The organism is Candidatus Terasakiella magnetica (genome assembly GCF_900093605.1).
Classification (GTDB): Bacteria; Pseudomonadota; Alphaproteobacteria; order Rhodospirillales; family Terasakiellaceae; genus Terasakiella; species Terasakiella magnetica.
In genome coordinates this window covers 253,521-274,008 of sequence record NZ_FLYE01000001.1, presented here as the reverse complement: position 1 = coordinate 274,008, position 20,488 = coordinate 253,521, and the positions used below count along the sequence as shown (strand labels likewise).

At 45.1% G+C, this 20,488-nt stretch carries 20 protein-coding genes; 16 read left to right on the top strand and 4 right to left on the bottom strand.

Annotated elements, in window-relative coordinates:
• Window positions 1-47: 47 nt before the first annotated feature.
• Window positions 48-734, top strand: a complete 687-nt coding sequence (locus MTBPR1_RS00910; RefSeq protein WP_069185666.1) for a hypothetical protein — start codon at window positions 48-50, stop codon at window positions 732-734.
• 9 nt (window positions 735-743) lie between these two features.
• Here MTBPR1_RS00910 and erpA read toward each other — a convergent pair whose 3' ends face one another.
• Window positions 744-1,073 carry an iron-sulfur cluster insertion protein ErpA gene (gene erpA, locus MTBPR1_RS00905; protein WP_069185665.1) on the bottom strand — a complete coding sequence of 110 codons (330 nt, stop codon included), beginning with the start codon at window positions 1,071-1,073 and terminating at the stop codon, window positions 744-746.
• Window positions 1,074-1,177: 104 nt separating this feature from the next.
• On the opposite strand from erpA, the gene MTBPR1_RS00900 reads away from it, so the two are divergent.
• From MTBPR1_RS00900 to MTBPR1_RS00830, 15 genes are all read left to right on the top strand, one after another.
• Entirely contained in the window at window positions 1,178-2,368 is a 1,191-nt protein-coding gene (locus tag MTBPR1_RS00900) for a deoxyguanosinetriphosphate triphosphohydrolase (protein ID WP_069186055.1), read from the top strand.
• Window positions 2,365-4,116, top strand: coding sequence for an arginine--tRNA ligase (argS, locus tag MTBPR1_RS00895; protein WP_069185664.1), 1,752 nt, complete (start codon window positions 2,365-2,367; stop codon window positions 4,114-4,116). The genes MTBPR1_RS00900 and argS overlap by 4 nt, the downstream gene beginning before the upstream one ends.
• A complete protein-coding gene (locus tag MTBPR1_RS00890; RefSeq protein WP_069185663.1) occupies window positions 4,116-5,177 on the top strand; it encodes an SPOR domain-containing protein in 1,062 nt (353 codons plus the stop codon). The genes argS and MTBPR1_RS00890 overlap by 1 nt, the downstream gene beginning before the upstream one ends.
• Complete coding sequence (gene nagZ, locus MTBPR1_RS00885; RefSeq protein ID WP_069185662.1) at window positions 5,161-6,198, top strand: beta-N-acetylhexosaminidase; 1,038 nt, start codon at window positions 5,161-5,163, stop codon at window positions 6,196-6,198. The genes MTBPR1_RS00890 and nagZ overlap by 17 nt, the downstream gene beginning before the upstream one ends.
• Window positions 6,199-6,891, top strand: coding sequence for a site-2 protease family protein (locus tag MTBPR1_RS00880; protein WP_069185661.1), 693 nt, complete (start codon window positions 6,199-6,201; stop codon window positions 6,889-6,891).
• Between the two features lie 5 nt (window positions 6,892-6,896).
• Window positions 6,897-7,694 carry a segregation and condensation protein A gene (locus MTBPR1_RS00875; protein ID WP_240492836.1) on the top strand — a complete coding sequence of 266 codons (798 nt, stop codon included), beginning with the start codon at window positions 6,897-6,899 and terminating at the stop codon, window positions 7,692-7,694.
• The gene (scpB, locus tag MTBPR1_RS00870; RefSeq protein WP_069185660.1) at window positions 7,691-8,332 is read left to right on the top strand and encodes an SMC-Scp complex subunit ScpB; all 642 of its coding nucleotides are present in this window, start codon (window positions 7,691-7,693) and stop codon (window positions 8,330-8,332) included. Before MTBPR1_RS00875 ends, scpB begins: the two co-directional genes overlap by 4 nt.
• A 121-nt stretch (window positions 8,333-8,453) precedes the next feature.
• Window positions 8,454-8,687 (top strand): twin-arginine translocase TatA/TatE family subunit, encoded by a 234-nt coding sequence (tatA, locus tag MTBPR1_RS00865; RefSeq protein ID WP_205631196.1) that lies wholly within the window; start codon window positions 8,454-8,456, stop codon window positions 8,685-8,687.
• 27 nt (window positions 8,688-8,714) lie between these two features.
• Window positions 8,715-9,110 carry a Sec-independent protein translocase protein TatB gene (gene tatB, locus MTBPR1_RS00860; protein ID WP_069185659.1) on the top strand — a complete coding sequence of 132 codons (396 nt, stop codon included), beginning with the start codon at window positions 8,715-8,717 and terminating at the stop codon, window positions 9,108-9,110.
• Window positions 9,111-9,122: 12 nt separating this feature from the next.
• The gene (gene tatC / locus MTBPR1_RS00855) at window positions 9,123-9,944 is read left to right on the top strand and encodes a twin-arginine translocase subunit TatC (RefSeq protein WP_338031264.1); all 822 of its coding nucleotides are present in this window, start codon (window positions 9,123-9,125) and stop codon (window positions 9,942-9,944) included.
• Window positions 9,945-9,956: 12 nt separating this feature from the next.
• Window positions 9,957-11,234, top strand: coding sequence for a serine--tRNA ligase (serS, locus tag MTBPR1_RS00850; RefSeq protein ID WP_069185658.1), 1,278 nt, complete (start codon window positions 9,957-9,959; stop codon window positions 11,232-11,234).
• A 15-nt stretch (window positions 11,235-11,249) separates the two neighbouring features.
• The gene (surE, locus tag MTBPR1_RS00845; RefSeq protein WP_069185657.1) at window positions 11,250-12,020 is read left to right on the top strand and encodes a 5'/3'-nucleotidase SurE; all 771 of its coding nucleotides are present in this window, start codon (window positions 11,250-11,252) and stop codon (window positions 12,018-12,020) included.
• Window positions 12,017-12,652 (top strand): protein-L-isoaspartate(D-aspartate) O-methyltransferase, encoded by a 636-nt coding sequence (locus MTBPR1_RS00840; RefSeq protein ID WP_069185656.1) that lies wholly within the window; start codon window positions 12,017-12,019, stop codon window positions 12,650-12,652. Before surE ends, MTBPR1_RS00840 begins: the two co-directional genes overlap by 4 nt.
• A 78-nt stretch (window positions 12,653-12,730) precedes the next feature.
• Entirely contained in the window at window positions 12,731-13,690 is a 960-nt protein-coding gene (locus MTBPR1_RS00835; RefSeq protein ID WP_165602587.1) for a murein hydrolase activator EnvC family protein, read from the top strand.
• Window positions 13,691-13,900: 210 nt separating this feature from the next.
• Complete coding sequence (locus MTBPR1_RS00830; RefSeq protein ID WP_069185654.1) at window positions 13,901-14,179, top strand: hemerythrin domain-containing protein; 279 nt, start codon at window positions 13,901-13,903, stop codon at window positions 14,177-14,179.
• 159 nt (window positions 14,180-14,338) lie between these two features.
• Here MTBPR1_RS00830 and MTBPR1_RS00825 read toward each other — a convergent pair whose 3' ends face one another.
• The 3 genes from MTBPR1_RS00825 to ilvD all read right to left on the bottom strand — a co-directional run bounded on the left by MTBPR1_RS00825 (window position 14,339) and on the right by ilvD (window position 20,419).
• Window positions 14,339-17,281 carry an ATP-binding protein gene (locus tag MTBPR1_RS00825; RefSeq protein ID WP_069185653.1) on the bottom strand — a complete coding sequence of 981 codons (2,943 nt, stop codon included), beginning with the start codon at window positions 17,279-17,281 and terminating at the stop codon, window positions 14,339-14,341.
• Between the two features lies 1 nt (window position 17,282).
• A complete protein-coding gene (locus MTBPR1_RS00820; protein ID WP_165602586.1) occupies window positions 17,283-18,365 on the bottom strand; it encodes an ABC transporter substrate-binding protein in 1,083 nt (360 codons plus the stop codon).
• Between the two features lie 206 nt (window positions 18,366-18,571).
• The gene (gene ilvD / locus MTBPR1_RS00815; RefSeq protein ID WP_069185651.1) at window positions 18,572-20,419 is read right to left on the bottom strand and encodes a dihydroxy-acid dehydratase; all 1,848 of its coding nucleotides are present in this window, start codon (window positions 20,417-20,419) and stop codon (window positions 18,572-18,574) included.
• Window positions 20,420-20,488 lie beyond the last annotated feature (69 nt).

Sequence of the window (20,488 nt, the reverse complement as noted above, 5' to 3'; positions counted from 1 at the left end):
GGAATTCCCCATTGAGTCTGTGTTTGGAGATAACATATACTGTCCTTATGAAGTTTCCATCATTCCTTTTTATTTTTTTCCTTACAAGCAGCATCTTTTTAGGTGCAGGTGATCTATGGGCAAAAAACGGCTGGCCCAAATGCCCTGAAAATGGACGTAATGTTGAGATTTATATGGAAACCTCCATGGGGGACTTGCGCTACCATGAAGGTTTAAATAATCATCAACTTGCCAGAATGCGCGGCAATGTGGGCAGAAGGCTCGGCCCCATGTGGACGCCGACGGGCCTAACCGTTGCTGATGAAAACTATCACCTTAAAACGGGGACTAAAATCTATCAGCTCGGGCGTGGGCGCTATTGTGCGATTTTACAATCTGCAAATCTCTTTATCGGCTTTAAAAAAATTGATGTTTATATCAGCAATAAATACCGCCAAGGTTCATGTGAGCATAACTCAATCCTAAACCATGAAAATGTCCATGTGCAGATTTTCAGGGATACACTCTATAAACACACCAGTGGGATTGAGCGCGCCATTCGCCGCAAAGCCCCACGTATCGGCCCGGTTTACTTACGCTCTGCCGATGCAGCTGCCAATAAGCTACAAAAACTGCTAGATGCGCAAATACGCCCGCTTTTTAAACGTATGTCAGCCGATATCAGTCGCAAAAACGCCCGCATTGACACAAAGGCCAATTACAGGCGTGAGCAGGCTATGTGCCAAGACTGGTAATCTTTTAAATTAAACGGAAAAAGAAGACCCACAACCACATTCAGATGTGGCATTCGGGTTTGTCATCTGAAAGCTTGAACCCATCAGGTCGGTCACATAATCAAGCTGGGAGCCTTCAACAAATGGCATGGAGGCTTCATCAACCAAAACTTCAATGCTACCAAATTTAAAGATTTGATCATCTTCTTTGATTTCATCATCAAGGCTGAAGTTATAAGAAAAGCCGGAACAGCCCCCACTGGAAATCAGAATACGAAGCTTCAGATTTGGATTGCCTTCTGATGCAATGAGCTTTTCAACCTGCTTTGCTGCACTTTCAGTTAAACCAACTTGTGACATTTTGATGTTCCTTAAAATAATTCTATTTCATCCTTTATGTAAGCTAACTTTTCAATTTGTCAAACCCATTGCATCAAAAGGCGCGCAAGAGTAGTTTCATGGGCATGAACGATTCAATTACATTTGCCCCTTATGCAAGCCAGCCTGAAGATAGCCGTGGACGCTATTATAAAGAGCCGGAAAGTACCACGCGCAGCTGTCATCAGCGCGACCGTGACCGCATTATTCATTCTGCGGCCTTTCGACGTTTACAATATAAAACGCAAGTTTTTGTAAACCATGAGGGTGATTTTTTTAGAACCCGCTTAACCCATAGCCTTGAAGTTGCGCAAATTGCACGAACGGTGTGTCGCTACCTCAACCTTAATCAGGAACTGGCAGAATCCTTAGCCCTTGCCCATGATCTGGGCCATCCCCCTTTTGGTCATGCAGGTGAAGAGGCTTTGGATGAAGCGCTAGCGCCTTATGGCGGGTTTGATCATAACGCCCAGTCTTTGCGCGTGGTGACAGAGCTTGAACAACGCTATGCAGATTTTGACGGGCTCAACCTGACATGGGAATGTATTGAAGGTGTGGTTAAACATAACGGGCCCTTGCGTGGTCCCAATTCCACCCATGCAAAGCCCCTGCCCCAATCCATCATTGATTATAATGATAATGTGATGGATTTGGACTTGGAAAATTATTCATCTCTTGAGGCGCAAATCGCCGCTCTCTCAGATGATATTGCCTATAATAATCATGATATTGATGATGCGTTGCGCGCCCGTCTTATACGAATCGATGATTTAAAAGATATCCCCGTTGTGGGCGAAACCTTCCATGCTGTTGCCAAACAATATCCTGATATAGATGATTCCCGGCTGATTTATGAGGCTGTGCGGCGTCTTATTGGCGATATGGTCAACGACCTCTTGCAGGAAACCCAACTTCGCATTAAAGATGCGGCACCTAAAAGTGTCCTTGATATTCGAAATTCGGGCAGAGCGACGGCTTCCTTTTCAGAGCGCATTCAAGAATGTGACCGTGAATTGAAAGCCTTCATGTTTGAAAATGTCTATCGCCACTATAAAATCAATCGGATGACATCAAAAGCCCGCCGGGTGGTCAAAGACCTCTTCACCCTGTTTATGGCGGAACCAAATTGTCTTGCGACTGAATGGTATAAACTCACGGACGGTAAGTCTTCAGAACTAACGGCAAGAGTCGTTGCTGATTATATTGCCGGTATTACAGATCGTTACGCGTTGGATGAACATTCACGTTTATTTGATGTACAGGCCAGAAACTCATGAATTTTTTCAAATCATTCCACAACGACATTTCTTCAATCGTCCAAAAATTATCATCTGATGGTAAATTGCCTGAAGGCATGGACCCGTCTCGCCTCACATGTGAGCCACCACGCGATGCCTCCCACGGGGATGTGGCTACAAACGCGGCAATGGTTTTGTGTAAACAAGCCAAGATGAAACCGCGCGATCTGGCTGAGATTTTAGCTGAAGAAATCAAAAATATTGACCATGTGGTTTCTGTTGATGTGGCCGGACCCGGTTTTATCAACATCAAACTGGCAACTGAATTTTGGCATGCCCGTCTAAAAGACGTGTTGGCTGCGGGCCTAAACTGGGGTGACTCAGAAATGGGCAAGGGCCAGAACATCAATGTTGAATATGTGTCTGCCAACCCAACAGGCCCCATGCATGTAGGCCATGGTCGCGGCGCTGTTGTTGGCGATGCACTTGCCCTTTTGCTTTCAAAAGCAGGCTATGATGTCACCAAAGAATATTACATCAATGATGCGGGTGCCCAGGTTGATGTGCTCGCGCGTTCTGCTTACTTGCGTTATCGCGAAGCTTTTGGCGAAACCATTGAAATCCCTGAAGGGCTTTATCCCGGGGATTATCTGGTGGGAACAGGCCAGCAGCTTAAAGAAAAATTTGGCGATAAATGGCTAAATGCGGATGAAAGCGAATGGTTAGCTGAAATCAGAGCATTCTCCATTGATGCCATGATGGATTTAATCCGCAATGATCTGGCAGCCCTTGGTGTTGAACATAATGTCTTTTCATCTGAGCGCGAGCTAGTTGAAAATGACATGGTCGGCAAAGCCATTAAATATCTTGAAGACCGTGATCTGGTTTACACAGGTGTACTTGAGCCCCCAAAAGGCAAAAAGCCTGATGATTGGGAACCACGCCCGCAATTGCTGTTTAAAGCCACAGACTTTGGCGATGATGTAGATCGCCCTTTGAAAAAATCTGATGGGTCAAACACCTATTTTGCCAATGATATCGCCTATCACTTTGATAAGTTCAGCCGTGGCGCAGACCAAATGATTGATATCTTTGGCGCTGATCATGGTGGCTACGTTAAACGTATGAAAGCTGCGGTCAAAGCCATGTCTGAAGGTAAAGGCGAGCTGGATATCAAACTGGCCCAGATGGTCAACCTGATGGAAAATGGCGAGCCTGTGAAAATGTCAAAACGTGCAGGAACGTTTGTGACCTTGCGCGATGTGATTGATAAAGTCGGCAAAGATGTTGTGCGTTTTATCATGCTGACACGTAAATCCGATGCCCAGCTGGAATTTGATTTCACAAAGGTTGTTGAGCAATCCAAAGACAACCCTGTCTTTTATGTTCAATATGCCCATGCACGGTGTTATTCAGTCTTTCGCAAAGCTATTGATGAATTTGATGGCCTTGATCTATCTGTTGAAAAGCTCGCAACGGCGGACCTTTCCCTGCTTAATGACGAGTCAGAGCTCACTTTAATGCGCCAAATGGCAGAATGGCCGCGCCTTGTTGAGGCTGCTGCTGAAAGCCATGAGCCACACCGCATTACTTATTTTCTTTACGAATTGGCCTCAGAGTTTCATTCTCTGTGGAATAAGGGAACGGGTGATGTACAGTTGCGTTTCTTACATAGCGATAATGAAGACCTTACAAATGCGCGTTTGGCTTTGTTAAAGGCTGTGTCGCTTGTGATTGCTTCTGGCCTTGTTGTTTTGGGTGTTGAACCACGTGAGGAGTTGCGTTAATGCCGCATAGGGATGATTTTGACGACGATTTGATGGACCCATCTTCTGATGCTTATGATTATAAGCCTGTAGAAAGTGATGAAGGTGGCAAAGGTAAGGCTGTAAAACTGTTTCTTGCCGTTACTGTGATTGCCGGCCTTGCCGGTGGTGCGTGGTATTTTGTTGGGGGCACGCAACAGTCATCTGACAACATCCCAGTTGTGCGCGCTGAAACCGCACCAACAAAGGAAAAACCGTCTGATCCCGGTGGCATGACAGTGCCCAACCGCGACAAAACGGTTTATGACCGTGTCAGTGGTGAAAATACCGAGCCTAAGCTTGAGCGTTTGCTGCCACGTCCAGAACAACCACTGGATAAACCAGCACGTGGCATGGATATTCCTGAGCTGAGCGAGACAGTTAGTAAAGAAACAGGCCTACCAGCTGTTAGCAAACCTTTGCCTAAGCTCGAAATGCCTAAGGTGGTTGAAAAAGCACCAGAACCTGTTGCTGCACCAAAACCAGTAATGCAAACACCAAAACTTCCTGAAGTCCCAACAGAGGATATGGCTGAGGCAATTACGCCCCCGCCCCCTGCCCCAGTTGGTGATAAAAACGCCCCGCGTGCGCTGACCAAGCGCGATGAGGTTAAAACACCACCAACCGCGCAGGATAAAGAGGATTTGGCAGCAAAAATTGCTGACGCTTTAAACGAGCCTGAAAAAGCAACAATGCCAGATGTGAAAAAGGTTGAAACAGCCCGTGTGTCACCAAAGCCACCGACTGTAAAACCAACCAAGCCAAGCACCATGAAGCCCTTGGCTCAATCTGGTTATATCCTTCAGTTGCTCTCGTCTAAAAATCAGGCTGCGGTTAAAGCAACATGGACCAAGATTAAATCTAAAAACAGCGATATTGTAAAAGGTCTTCCGGCAAATATCGTAAAAGCTGATCTGGGCGCACAAAAAGGGATTTATTACCGCTTACGCCTTGGCCCTGTTGCCACGGGTGATAAGGCTAAAAGCCTGTGTAACCAGCTTAAAAAACGCAAAGTGGGGTGCTTCATTGTCCGCGTACGATAATTCAAACCCTAAGGCCGCGATTTTCGGCTGTGAAGGTCTTGAGCTGAGCGATTGGGAACGTGAGTTTTTCACAGACCTAAATCCCCTTGGTTTCATTTTATTTGCCCGCAATATTGAAGACCCATATCAGGTTCGTGCCTTGTGTGATGATTTGCGCACATGCGTGTCTCATCCTGATGTGCCGATCTTGATTGACCAAGAAGGTGGCCGTGTTGCCCGTCTTCGCCCACCCCATTGGCGCGAAGCCCCAACGGCGGCGAAAATTGGCGAGCTCGCGGTTTTCAATCTTGAAATGGGTCTTGAAGCCGCCCACTTAAATGCACGCCTGTTTGCCTCAGAATTGACTGAGCTAGGTATTAACGTAGATTGCGCTCCTGTTTTGGATATCCCTGTTGAGGGGGCTGATCCAATCATCAGTGATCGTGCTTATGCCCCGCATCCTGAACTTGCCGCTGTGATGGGGCGATCGGCTTGTCGTGGGTTTATGGCAGGCGGTGTACTGCCTGTGATTAAACATATCCCCGGTCATGGTCGCGCGCTTGTAGATAGCCATAAAGAATTGCCTGTTGTGGATGAAAGTTTTGATATCCTTGATAGTGTGGATTTCAGACCGTTCGTTGAACTAAATGACATGCCATGGGCCATGACAGCGCATATCGTTTATTCCGATATTGACCCCCATGCCCCTGCAACCATGTCGCCCCGCCTCATTGAAGATATCGTGCGCCACCATATTGGTTATAACGGTGTTTTAATTTCTGATGACCTTTCCATGCACGCCCTTGAAGGTAGCTTTACAGCGCGCGCTGAAAGTGCCCTTGATGCAGGCTGTGATCTGGTACTTCACTGTAATGGTGAAAAAGAAGAAATGCTAAAAGTGGCTGAAGGTCTTCGCCCTATTAGTGACCAGACAGATGATCGTCTCGAAGAAGGCTGGAAAATGTGTCGCGAAGGGTTTGAAGAAATCGACTTTGACCAAGCGGAAAACCGTTTCAACACATTGATGGAACTGGTGAGCTAGATGGATTTCGCCAACATCGGATTTATGATTTCGGTGTGGATTATTCCCATCATCATTGCCGTGACCATTCACGAGGCTGCCCATGGTTGGGTGGCGTGGCGACTTGGCGATAAAACAGCCTATATGCTGGGTCGCGTGACCTTTAATCCAGCCAAACATGTTGACCCGTTTGGCACCTTGATTATGCCCGGTCTGATGTTGCTGATTTCTGGTGGCAAGATGATGTTTGGTTATGCCAAGCCAGTGCCCATTGATATGCGCAATTTCTCTAACATCCGGCGCGATATGGTCCTGGTTGCTGCGGCAGGTCCGGGCTCCAACATCATCTTGGCGGTGCTTTCTGCCTGCTTATTTTATGCCCTGCCGCTTCTCCCCGAAGATATGGATGTATGGGCAGCGCACAACCTTGCAAACTCCATTAAAATCAACATCATATTATGCGTCTTTAATCTGATACCTTTACCGCCACTTGATGGTGGGCGCATTGCAGTTGGTCTGTTACCTACCCCGCTTGCCATGCGTTTAGCAAGTCTTGAGCGCTATGGCATGTTGATCCTTCTCGGCATGATTTTTCTTGTGCCTTATCTTGGTGGATTATTCGGCATGAACCTGAATATCCTGTGGTGGCTTGTCGGTATTCCTGCTGAATTCCTGACTGATTTCATTATCCATGCTGTGGGTATAACGGAGTAAGTCACGTGGGTAACCTGATTGATCTGGACCAGCATGAAGACGACGACCTTCGGCCTAAGAAAAAAAGTGATCTGATCATTGACCTTGAAGGTTTTGAAGGCCCGCTTGATATCCTTCTTGAGCTGGCGCGTGATCAAAAAGTTGACCTTGTTCATATCTCTATTCTTCACCTTGCAGATCAATATTTGATCTGGGTATCACAAGCACGGCGCAAAAACCTTGAGCTTGCTGCTGATTACTTAGTTATGGCTGCGTGGCTGGCTTATTTAAAAAGCCGTCTTTTGATCCCTGAACAAAATGATCAGGAAGAACCAAGCGCTGAAGAAATGGCAGCCGCCCTTGCCTTTCAACTACAACGCCTTGAATCAATGCGTAATGCGGGTGAGGCCTTGTTAGAGCGCAATGTCTTGGGCCTTAAAGTCCATAAACGCGGGCAACCAGAAAATTTTGGCAAACTTGATGAAGTGAGCTACGACGCAACACTTTATGATTTGATGAAAGCCTATGGCGATCAAATGAATAAACATGTGGATCAAACCCTTCACATTGAACCGATGGATTTATATTCCATGGATATGGCGATTGAACGTTTGCGCAGTGTGCTTGGTAAAATACCACAATGGACAAAACTGGTGAATTTCCTGCCTGATGATCTCAAAAACAACCTTCATACCCGCTCTGCCATTGCCTCAACCTTTGCTGCAGCTTTAGAGATGGCGCGCGATGGCAAGGTTAAGATCAGACAGTCCGATACATTTGGTCCCATATATCTACAAAGCCCTGAAGAGGAGCCTCAGAAATGAGTACAGAGGAACAGATCCAACAGCTTCGCCTTCTTGAAGCCGTTCTTTTTGCCTCTAAGGAACCATTGGGTGAAAAGAAGCTCTCTAATTATTTTGAAGAAGGTGTTTCCATTAAGGAACTGCTTCGCATCCTTCAAGGTGAATATGAGGGGCGCGGCGTAAACCTTGTGCAACGTGGCAATGCTTGGGCCTTTAGAACAGCAGAAGATATTGCTGAACAACTCAGTGAATATCGCGAAAATGTGAAAACCCTTTCACGAGCAGCCATTGAGACATTATCAATTGTTGCCTATCACCAGCCTGTAACGCGTGCTGAAATTGAAGAAATCCGCGGTGTTTCACTGTCAAAAGGGACACTCGATGTGCTATTTGAAGCCGGATGGATTAAGCCGCGCGGGCGCAGGCGCACACCGGGTCGCCCCATGACGTGGGGGACAACAGTTGGCTTTCTTGACCAATTTGGACTTGAGAAAACTGATCATTTGCCCGGTATTGAAGAGCTTAAATCAGCAGGTCTACTTGATGCACGCCCTGCTATTAATGCCTATACCGTACGTGGTGAAATGGAGCTGCCATTAGACCATCCCGATCAGCAAGATCATGATAATGAGCTCTTAGAACCATTGGCAGATGAGTGAAAATATACTCATAAATAAAAATACATGATTGCGTCGCGTAATTGGGATTGCGAGAGCGTAATCTTTCTGCTTATATGCTCTACAACAAATTTATAAAATACTAACATGGAGAACCCTTCCAATGATGCCAAGTCTTCCACAGCTACTGATCGTTTTAGCTATTGTTGTTGTTATTTTCGGTCTTGGTAAATTCCCGAAGATCGCTGGCGATCTGGCAAAAGGTATCAAAAGCTTCAAAAAAGGCATGAAGGATGACGAGCCAGAAGAAAAATCTGAGCAGCAAGAATCCATCTCCAAAAGCGACGAAGCACCTAGTGCAAGCACTACAAATACTTCTGATAAAAAAGACGCTTAATCATAATCTCTAGTCTGGACTATTACGATGCTTGATATCGGTTGGACCGAGATTGCCTCTATTGTCATTATTGCTGTTTTGGTCATTGGGCCAAAAGACCTGCCAAAAGCCATGCGCTCAGTTGCGCGCATGGTAGGTAAGGTCAAAGGCATGATGCGTGAATTCCAAAGTAATATCGATGATATGATTAAGGAAACGGAATTAGAGGAAGTTAAAAAACAAATTCAATCCGTACGCTCTGAAGATTTCAGCCGCAAAATTGAAGAAACCGTCGATAAGGACGGGGATTTAACCAAAGCTGTTGATTTCTCAAAAGAAGCAGCGGACTTCAATAATTCCATGAAAGAATCATCTTCAGATACAGAGGCTGCGACACAGGCGTCTCCTGCTGTTGAAGATAATTCAGTAAAACCTGCTAAATAAAAGAGTGCGGCCGTGAACGACCCTCAGACAACAGCAACTACAATGCCCTTGATGGAGCATTTGATTGAACTCAAATCAAGACTCACGATTGCAATAGCAGCTTTGTTTATTGCTTTCTTGGGCTGTTATTATTTTGCTGCGGATATCTATAATTTCCTTGTCGCACCACTGGCCCAGATTTTGGCTGAGCTTGGCGGTAATCGCCGTATGATCTATACGGCCCTGCATGAAGCTTTCTTTACGCAGCTCAAGGTCTCTTTCTTTGCAGCCTTCTTGCTGGCTTTTCCCGTTATTGCCACACAGTTCTGGAAATTCCTCGCACCCGGGCTTTATAAGAATGAAAAGTCAGCTTTAGCGCCCTATCTGGTCTTATCTCCGATCCTGTTTATTATGGGCGGTGCGCTGGTTTATTACTTTATCATGCCTATGGCGTGGAAGTTCTTTCTCAGTTTTGAGACAATGGGTGTTGATGGCAGCCTGCCTATTCAACTTGAAGCCAAGGTGAATGAGTATCTCTCCCTTGTGATGAAGCTTATTTTTGCCTTTGGTATTAGCTTCCAGCTTCCACTTGTCCTGACCTTACTTGCGCGCATTGGCTTTGCCACATCGCGTGGTTTGGCGGCAAAGCGTAAATATGCGGTGGTGGTTACCTTTATTTTTGCTGCCTTTATGACGCCACCAGACATTATTTCTCAAGTAGGTCTGGCAATTCCTATTCTTGTTCTGTATGAAATCTCCATCATTTCGGTGCGTGCTGTTGAAAAGAAACGCGACACCATCGAAGAAGATGACGACGAAGATGAATTTGAAGAAACTGACTTCAATATGACTTAAGGCTACAGAGCTATGTTTGATATTAAATGGATCCGTGAAAACCCTGCTGATTTTGATGCTGCCATGGCGCGTCGTGGTCTTGAGCCACAAGCAGACCGTCTGATTGCCCTTGATGGGGAGCGTCGTGATATTCTGTCTCGCGCACAAGAAGTTCAGGCTGAGCGCAACAAGCTTTCTAAAGAGATCGGACTTGCAAAACGCGAAGGTCGCGATGCAAGCGAGATTATGGAAAAGGTTTCACAATCTAAATCCCTTCAGGCTGAGCTCGAAGAAGAAGCCAAAACAAAAGAAGGTGTTTTAGAAAATGCCCTGATGTCTTTGCCCAACGTGCCGGCATCTGATGTACCAGATGGTGCAGATGAAGATGATAACGTTGAAGTACGCACATGGGGTGAAAAGCCTTCTCTTGGTTTTGAAGCCAAAGAACATTTTGATATTGGCGAAAAACTTGGCCAGATGGATTTTGAAACAGCGGCTAAAATCTCAGGCTCGCGTTTTGTTCTCCTCAGTGGCGCGCTTGCCCGTATGGAACGTGCCCTTTCATCTTATATGCTTGATCTTCATACCATGAAGCACGGCTATACAGAGGTTAATCCCCCTGCCCTTGTTAAAGATGCTGCCCTTTATGGCACAGGCCAATTACCGAAATTTACAGAAGACCTTTATCGCACTGAAGAAGGTTTCTGGATGATCCCGACCGCAGAAGTGCCGCTCACAAACATCGTTTCTGGCGACATCCTTGAAGAAAGCAGCCTGCCACGACGCTACACCGCCATGACATGGTGTTTTCGCTCTGAAGCGGGCTCTGCTGGTAAAGACACCCGCGGCATGATCCGCCAGCACCAATTCTCAAAGGTTGAGATGGTTTCTGTTGTTAAACCAGATGAGTCTGATGCTGAGCTTGAGCGCATGACAGGCTGTGCAGAGGCCGTCTTGCAAGGGCTAAAACTACCCTATCGCGTGATTACGCTTTGCACGGGTGACATGGGCTTTTCTGCGCGTCGTACCTTTGACATTGAAGTCTGGCTTCCGGGCCAAGACCAATATCGTGAAATTTCATCTTGTTCTACAACAGGTGATTTCCAAGCCCGCCGCATGAAGGCACGCTACCGCGCAGAAGGTGAGAAAAAACCACAATTTGTTCACACCTTAAATGGGTCTGGTCTTGCTGTTGGTCGTTGTCTTGTGGCTGTGTTGGAAAACTATCAACAGGCTGATGGTAGCGTTATTGTCCCTGAGGTTTTAAGACCCTATATGGGCGGTCTGGAAGTTATTGAACCCAACGCCTAATCAGGGACATAAACCATGATTGATCTTTCTCAAGCCCGGATCCTTATCTCTAATGATGATGGCATTCATGCACCGGGCTTGAAGGTGCTGGAACATATTGCAAAAGCTGTTGCCAAAGAAGTCTGGGTTGTTGCACCTGAAACTGAACAAAGTGCAACGGGCCATTCTTTAACCCTGCGCCGCCCACTGCGCATTCATAAACATTCTGATCGACGTTATAGCGTTGATGGCACGCCAACTGATTGCGTGTTGCTTGCCATGAATGAGATTATGAAAGACTGCCCGCCTGATCTGGTTCTTACAGGTGTTAATCGCGGTGGTAATTTGGGCGAAGATGTGACCTATTCCGGCACCATTGCCGCAGCTATGGAATCCACCCTGCTCGGTGTACCTGCCATTGCACTTTCCCAGTATTTTAACGATGCCAATCGGGTTAAATGGTCCACGGCTGAAACCCACGGCCCACAGATTGTGAAACATCTTGCTGAGCTTGGTTGGGCGAAAAATACTTTGATGAATGTGAATTTCCCAGATGTTGTGGCCCAATCTGTTAAAGGTGTTGAAGTCACCCGACAAGGGCGTCGAAAAATCGGGGATGACCTTGCCAGAGGCCACGATCCACGGGGCGAAGAATATTTCTGGATTGGTGCCCTTCAATCTGCTGACACTTTTGATGTTGGTACTGATTTACATGCGGTGATGAATGGGGCTATTTCCATTTCACCCATCTCGCTTGATTTCACAGATTATGACAGTCTCAAAAAAATGGAAGGCGCTTTTAAATGAGCATTCATGCTGAAAAAATTCGCCTTCTTATGGAACTACGCCGCCAAGGCATCACCGATACCTCTGTGCTTGCAGCCATTGAAACTATTCCGCGTGAAAATTTTGTTTCAGAAAGTTTTCAAGACCAAGCCTATGATAATATTGCCCTGCCGATTGGTTATAGCCAAACCTTAAGCCAGCCTTATATCGTTGCCTTGATGAGTGAGGCCTTGCAGCTTAGCGACCGTATGAAGGTCTTAGAAGTTGGGACGGGCTCGGGCTATCAAGCCCTTGTGTTAGCCAAACTCTGTCGCAGGCTTTATACGATTGAGCGCTACAAGCCGCTTTTTGAACAGGCAGAGCAACGTTTTCATGATTTTCGTCAAAGCAATATCGTGTGTCGCTGTGGCGATGGAACACTTGGTTGGCCTGAACAAGCCCCGTTTGATCGCATCATGATCACGGCTGCGGCTGCAGATGTTCCGCCAGAACTTGCAGACCAGCTTGCTATTGGCGGGGTTATGGTTGCACCGATTGGGGAAGATACTTCAGCGCAATGGCTCATTCGTGTGACCCGAACCGAAAGCGGGTTTAATGTGGAGGAGCTTGAAAAAGTTCGTTTTGTCCCCTTAATCCCCGGCCTTCCAGAATAAAATTGAAACTCACCGCGAGCTTAGGCATAATCCGCAGCTATGAACGGATTGTTTAGATATTTTGCGCTATGTTGCGCTGTGGTTATACTCGTGTCTTGTGGCTGGGTTGAAGTCCCATCTGAGGGCACTGGTACGTCACGTTATAAGTCCTCCTCAACTGTTTCGCAAAACCGTTCTAACCAACGCCAGATACCCGGTACTGTCCTTGTGCAAAAAGGTGACACGGTTTATGGCATATCGCGAAAACATGGTGTCTCTGTTCGCTCTATCATTGATGCAAATAATCTAAAGGCCCCGTTTCATCTCAATAAAGGGCAAAGGTTGCGCTTGCCCCAAGGGCCTGTTCATGTGGTGCAACGTGGCGATACGCTCTATTCTGTCTCCAGACAATATAGAACAGACGTCTATACGCTGGCAAAAAACAACCAGCTTAAATCACCCTATACATTACATGCAGGACAGCGCTTAAAGCTGCCTGGTGGTGCGCAGAAAAAGCCAACGGTGCGCAACGCGCGAACAAGCTATACAGTACAAAGAAAGCCAACAACATCTGGCCTCTCCCCGCGTGTAAATGCGCAACCTAGCTATAAGCCTACAACGGTGGCAAAAGCCAAACCACGCATTAGCCGCAAATCCATCCCCAAGCCCCCGCCACGCTCAGGCAGCCGTTTTTCTTGGCCGACACAAGGCAAAGTCATTTCACGCTTTGGCGTAAAACGTGATGGGCTTAGAAATGATGGCATTAATATTTCTGCCAAACGTGGCAGTGCCGTTATGGCAGCGGAAAATGGCGTTGTGGCCTATAGCGGTAATGAATTGCGCGGCTTTGGCAATATGTTGTTGATCAAACATAGTGGCGGCTGGATTACGGCCTATGCTCATAATGAGAAGATTTTGGTCAAACGCGGGCAAAAGGTAAAAAGAGGCCAAACCATTGCTAGTGTGGGCAGTTCAGGAGGTGTAACTAAGCCACAACTTCATTTTGAGATTCGCCGCGGTATGAATCCTGTCAATCCAAAGAAATATCTGGGTAGTTGAGTTTTTGAAAACCTTCTTCAACTATCGTGATAGGTATGTTTCTTTATAACGAGCTATCTTAAGAGCTTGTACTTACTGCACATCGATATAATAAGTCTGCAATTTTTTTCATACTTATCTCCTCACTATCCCCAAATGGGAATATGGCGAAACAACAGCTCCCAGATATAATTAAATCATTAAATAGGAATAGCCTTTAGGAGCAAGTCGATGATGAAAATTGTATGGAATGATCGCAAATTCGACTTTGGTGACCAAACTTTAAACCTACAAAACCAACATATTGCAGACTTAATCAATATGCTGAGCGAAAAGCCATCACTCCTTGAAGATACAGAATTTATTGTAACGGCTATTGAAGAATTGCTCGATTACTCACGAGAATATTTCACACAGGAAGAAGAGCTACTGGGTGATCTTGGCTGTCGTTTTATAGAAGAACATAAAACAAGAAACTGGGGTTTCTTAACTCAATTATCTGAATTATGAAGCCAAGCAGAACAAGGCAGTAAAAGCTTTGCAACAAACTTTGATAATTTCATCAATAATTGGTGGAACCAGCATATTATGCATGAAGATTTAAAATGCAAAAAATGCATTACAAATGGCAAACGTCAGAAATGCTGTTATCCTACATCTTAAAGAAACCTACTCTTTAAGAACATGAACCTCTTTTTCCATCACTTCATTAATAGCCAAAATTAACTTGGTCCAATTAAATGGCTTGGAAACATAGCTGTTCATGCCATCTTCAATATATTTATCAATATTTTCTTTTACTGCATCTGCTGTGATGGCAATAATCGGGATGGATTTTTTAGGTTCTTCCAGACTGCGAATGACACGCGTGGCCTCAGGCCCATCCATTCCGGGCATTCTTACATCCATTAAAATAATGTCATAATCGCCACTCTTATGTTCTTCAACAGCCTTTGCCCCATCATCAACAATCGTCATCTCATGACCGTATTCTTCTAGGAACTTAAGAATAATAATCTGGTTCACACGGTTATCTTCCGCCACCAGAATTTTTAAGGGATGTAGCGCCTTATATTTACTGGCTGCGAACTCTTTTTCTTTTATCAGAACTTCCCTATCTGCTTTGTGATAAGGGAAAGTAAACCAGAAGGTACTTCCCTCACCCTCAACGCTTGAAACACCAATATTGCAGCCTAATAGCTCCGTAAGGCGTTTGGAAATGGATAAGCCTAAGCCTGTTCCTTCATATTTGCGCGAGATAGAGGCATCAGCTTGGGCAAAATCAGTAAAGAGTGTGTTTAACACCTTTTCACTTATGCCAATCCCTGTATCGCTGACTGAAAATTTGAAATAAGGCTCATCATTTGCATTTGTGATTTTTTCACAATGAACAATGATTTTCCCCTCATGGGTAAACTTGTAAGCATTGCCCACCAAATTTACCAAAATCTGGCGAATTCGCGTTGGGTCAGACTGAATTTCTTGGGAAAATTCATCCGTATAGGTAAACTCAATTGCAACCTTATTATCGGTTGCACGTGATTTTTCAAAAAGGCTCAGGGTTTCAGAAACAAGCTCAACAAGCTGAAAATCAATATTTTCAATTTCGACTTTTCCAGCCTCAAGTTTCGAGATATCTAAAATATCATTTAGAATTCGCAAAAGACCTTCAGTTGATTTCTTGATACGAACGGCCTTTTCACGGCTTTCCTCAGCAATATCATCCTGAATTAACATATCCGCAAAACCAATAATGCCTGTAATGGGCGTGCGGATTTCATGACTCATAGAGGCGAGGAATTCAGATTTTACTTTTGATGAATTAAGCGCAGCTTCCTCAGCTTCTTTCAAATCAGTGATATTCGTCACGATGGTTACTGTTCGACCATCTTCAAGGTAGCTGCGGTTAACCGAGAATGTCATGCCATCTTTGCGACGGTCTTCAAAACGAACTGGAGAAGGCTTTGAGATAGAGACGATACGCTCATTTGCCAGTCTCTCAGGGTCACCAGCACCATAATAACCATTGCGCGCAAGATAGCGAATAAACTCACGATAATCATTGCCCGGCTCTAAGAGCTCTGATGGAACATTATACAGCTCGGCAAACTGCTGGCTGCGCATAACAATTTTAAAGTTTTTATCGGTTAAAACCAAGGCACCGGGCATTTGATCCAAGGCCATTGAAAGCTGTTCATCTTTAAGTGCCAACTCTGTGATGTTTTGCCCAACACCGGCGACACCGCTGATTTCACCCTCAGCATTAAAAACCGGTGACCAGTTAAACAGAATAACTTTCAATTCATCGAACTTATCAATCAATGTAACTTCAAAGTTTTCAATAACCTTGTTTTTGAGACAGCTCGCAATAATATCGTGCAAATCAGCACGTTCTATACCTCTTAGAATTTCGACTAAAGGCTTACCAACCACATCTTCCTTATTGATATAGCTGATCTTTTCAGCCCCATGATTCCAATCATTTACGCGGCCTTCAAGGTCCACCCCAATAATGACTGTATGGGAAGCTTCGACCAAACGTGTTAGGTCATTTTCAAGTTTTTCACGGTTTTCCATGATCAAACTGGCAGAACGATTAACCTCATAGGCCAATTCCCCAAGCTCATCAGTTCTCTCTAGGGAAATGGGTGCTGTATATTCCCCTCGCCCCATGGCCTTGGCAGTATGCAACAGTAATGTAATGGCTTTTACAATGCGATTAGACACCACCATTGCCATAAGCAAGAGAATAAGGCTCATCACAGGAAAAATAAAGCCAAAGACCTTGAGTTTTAAGGATTCAACACCTGTTAAAAATGGCGCCGGGTCGACAGAAAAATGTATCGCCCAATCTAAGCCCTCAATGGATAGTTTTTCATCCACATGCCAATCATAGCCATGAATTTCATTTGCACGATGGTCTTTTTCACAAGCACCTCTTTGGCCTATCGCAACGATCACATTGTCGTCTTGATCAACCAAGCAAACACTTTCACCCTCAGTACTTAATAATCGTGAGATTTCAGAATTTACGGAATTGAAATCAACATCAAAAATCAAGACGCCAAAGGCTTGCCCAGTTGAAACATAAACCGGAACGACCCAAGATAAGGTGTGGATTTTACTGCCAAGCTTTGCTTGCTTGATCTGGAATTGACCTTTGTCATAGCGTAAAGCCGCCATGACATTTTCATCAACTGAATAATCCGATAATGACTTTTTAATTCCGGATTTTTCGACACGTAAGACTTCATGGCCTTTTGAGTTGATAAACTGGATTTTCTTAATTTCAGAACGGTTTTGTATGGTTTCTAAAAATGAAAGTTCCAAATGGCGAATGTCATTTTTTGTCGCTGCTTTATTCAGGGTCAGCTGATGATAGCGCATGGAGCTGAACATGGGCAGCTTTGCCAATGCACGAAAATCGTAACTATGCTCATTAATCCCGCGCTCAAAAGCGACTATTCGATTGCGGAAATTATCTTCAAAATTATGTTTTAACTGGCTTGTCATCTCAGCTTCCATGCGTGCGAACACAACATAGGTAATGGCAAACAAAAACAGTGTGCCACCCAAGCCGAAATATAAAATCAAGCGAGCTCTTAAAGACATCTTATTGCAGACTCTCGCGTCGTTTTTTCAAATCATCACGAACCGTTTTTAGAACCTTTTCATAAAGATGCTTGCGCGGCATATGGTCCCACAACAACATCCGATTAAAAAAGTCCAGATTATCAAGGTGCATTTCCTTGATCTGGTTTGGTTCTAAAAGGGCTAAAGTCTCAATATTTGTGGGGGCTAAACCAGTAATATTGACCATTTCTTTTTGGGTTTGCGCCGTAATTTGATGGTCAATATATTGATATGCCAAATCAACAGAGGTGCTCTTTTTACTGATCATGTAGCTATCAAACATACCGACAGCCCCTTCTTTAGGGATGATCATATGAAAGTTTTTACCTGCCTGTTGGAGGCGCAATGATGGGTTATACCAGCTATTAAAAGCGACCAGCTTGCCCTTTTTGGACAAGTTAATCATCTGTGTGCCACCTTCATAATAGATCGCATTCAGCTTATTAAATTCCAGAAGCTTTTTTTCAACTTTATCAAGTTGCGCCTTGGTGAGACTATAGACATTGGTATAGCCAAGTGATAATGCCGCTGTCCAAATCATCGAAACATCATCCCACATGGCAACTTTACCTTTATGGGCAGGATCCCATAACAGGTTCCAGCTATCAGGAGACGAAATCACATCGGTATCATATAAAAGCCCCGTTGGCCCCCATGCCCATGGCACAGCATAGACACGGCTATCAAACTGGCTCCATTCTGAATATTTCAAATTGGGGTGCATGTTCTGATATTGCGGGATTTTTTGTAAATCCAAGGGTGCAACCAGCCCCATATCATGCAAGATCTCAATACCTTCATTGGAAATGAGGAACAGGTCATAATCCTGCTCAGACTCAGCAATGGAAATAATATCATCAAGATTGCTTAAAGGTAGAAACTCAATCGTAATACCTGTTTTCTGCTCAAAACTCTTATAGCCGATTGTTTTATTGACCACATATGGGTCACCATAAACGTCCCATCCTGCAATTTTAAGCACAGGTTCCTCTGCCTTAACAGGTAGTGTTGCTATTGATAAGACAAGCAGCACCAATAACATTTTAAAAAATGAAAATTGCATCTTTTCCCCCATTTACCCCAGACCATGCCCTCATCATAAGGCATGTCATCTTATACTTAAAGCAGGATAAAACCAACTTGGAGTTTTGCATGTTCCTAAATGGTAACATCAATGCATTTTTTCTAACAAAACCATCTGTTTATAAATAAAAAACCGGGCATCTACATAGTAAATACCCGGCTCTCATAACTAAAAAATAACTTGTCTTAGCTTTCGAGCTTGCTCACATCACGAACCGCACCTTTATCGGCACTTGTCGCCATGGCAGCATAAGCTTTCAGCGCAGCACTCACATGGCGCTCACGTGGCTTAACAGGTTTCCATGCTTCTTTGCTTTTGGCGTCCATGGCTTGGCGGCGTGTTGCCAAATCAGCATCACTGACCTCAAGGTTGATCGAACGATTAGCAATATCAATAACAACCGTATCGCCCTCTTCCACAAGGCCAATTGCCCCGCCGTTTGCTGCCTCAGGTGAGGCATGACCGATTGACAAACCTGATGTCCCGCCAGAAAAGCGACCATCGGTAAGAAGGGCACATTCTTTACCCAGCCCCATGGACTTCAAATAACTTGTTGGATAGAGCATTTCTTGCATGCCCGGGCCACCTTTTGGACCTTCATAACGGATGATAACAATATCACCTGCTTCAACTTCACCACCAAGAATTCGCGAGATCGCCTCATCCTGACTTTCACAGATTTTCGCTTTACCTGTAAACTGCCAGATACTCTCGTCCACACCAGCAGTTTTAACAACGCAACCATCTTGAGCAATATTACCGTAAAGAACAGCCAAACCACCATCTTTGGTAAAAGCATCTTCAACTGAGCGGATAATCCCGCCTTTGCGATCAACACAAAGTTCTTTGTAGCGTGCAGACTGGCTAAAAGCTTCTTGGGTTGGAACACCACCCGGCGCTGCTTTATAAAACTCGTGTGTTTCATCCGTGCGGCTGATATCCCATTTATCGATTGCCTCACCAAGTGTTTTTTCATGCACCGTTGGCACATCACGATGGAGCAACCCGCCCTTATCAAGCTGACCAAGGATAGAGATGATACCACCTGCACGGTGAACGTCTTCAATGTGAACATCTGCGATATTAGGCGCGACTTTACACAAACAAGGCACTTTGCGTGAAAGCTGGTCCATATCTTTCATGGTGAAATCAACGCCAGCTTCCTGTGCGATCGCCAAGAGGTGAAGAACCGTATTTGTCGAGCCCCCCATTGCGATATCAAGTGTCATGGCATTTTCAAACGCCTTATGCGTGGCAACACCACGGGGCAAAACGCTTTCATCGCCTTCTTCATAATATGTCTTACAAAGATCAACTGCCAAACGCCCTGCACGAAGGAACAAGTCTTTACGATCGCTATGTGTCGCAACAACAGTTCCGTTACCCGGCAATGATAGACCAAGGGCTTCGGTTAAACAGTTCATGGAATTCGCTGTAAACATACCTGAACAGGACCCACATGTTGGGCAAGCAGAGCGTTCAATCGCATCAACCACTTCATCAGAGACATTTGGATCAGCCGCCTTAACCATGGCATCAACCAGATCAAGGGAATGTTCCACATCATCAATGGTCACTTTACCAGCTTCCATTGGACCGCCAGAAACAAAGACAGTCGGAATATTCAAGCGCATAGACGCCATGAGCATACCCGGTGTGATCTTGTCACAGTTGGAAATACAAACCATGGCATCTGCACAATGGGCGTTGACCATATATTCAACGCTATCGGCGATCAAATCACGCGATGGTAGACTGTAGAGCATACCGTCATGGCCCATGGCAATACCATCATCGACAGCAATGGTATTAAATTCTTTGGCAACGCCGCCTGCTTTTTCAATCTCGCGCGCCACCATTTGGCCCAAATCTTTAAGATGGACATGGCCTGGAACAAATTGCGTAAAAGAGTTCACGACAGCAATAATCGGTTTCTCAAAATCACCGTCTTTCATACCGGTTGCACGCCAGAGGCTGCGAGCGCCAGCCATATTACGACCAGCTGTTGATGTCCGTGAACGATATTCAGGCATTGTCATATCCTTTTGGGTCTTAAAACAAAACACCCCACAACTCTTTGCGGGGCGCTTAACATAACCTTA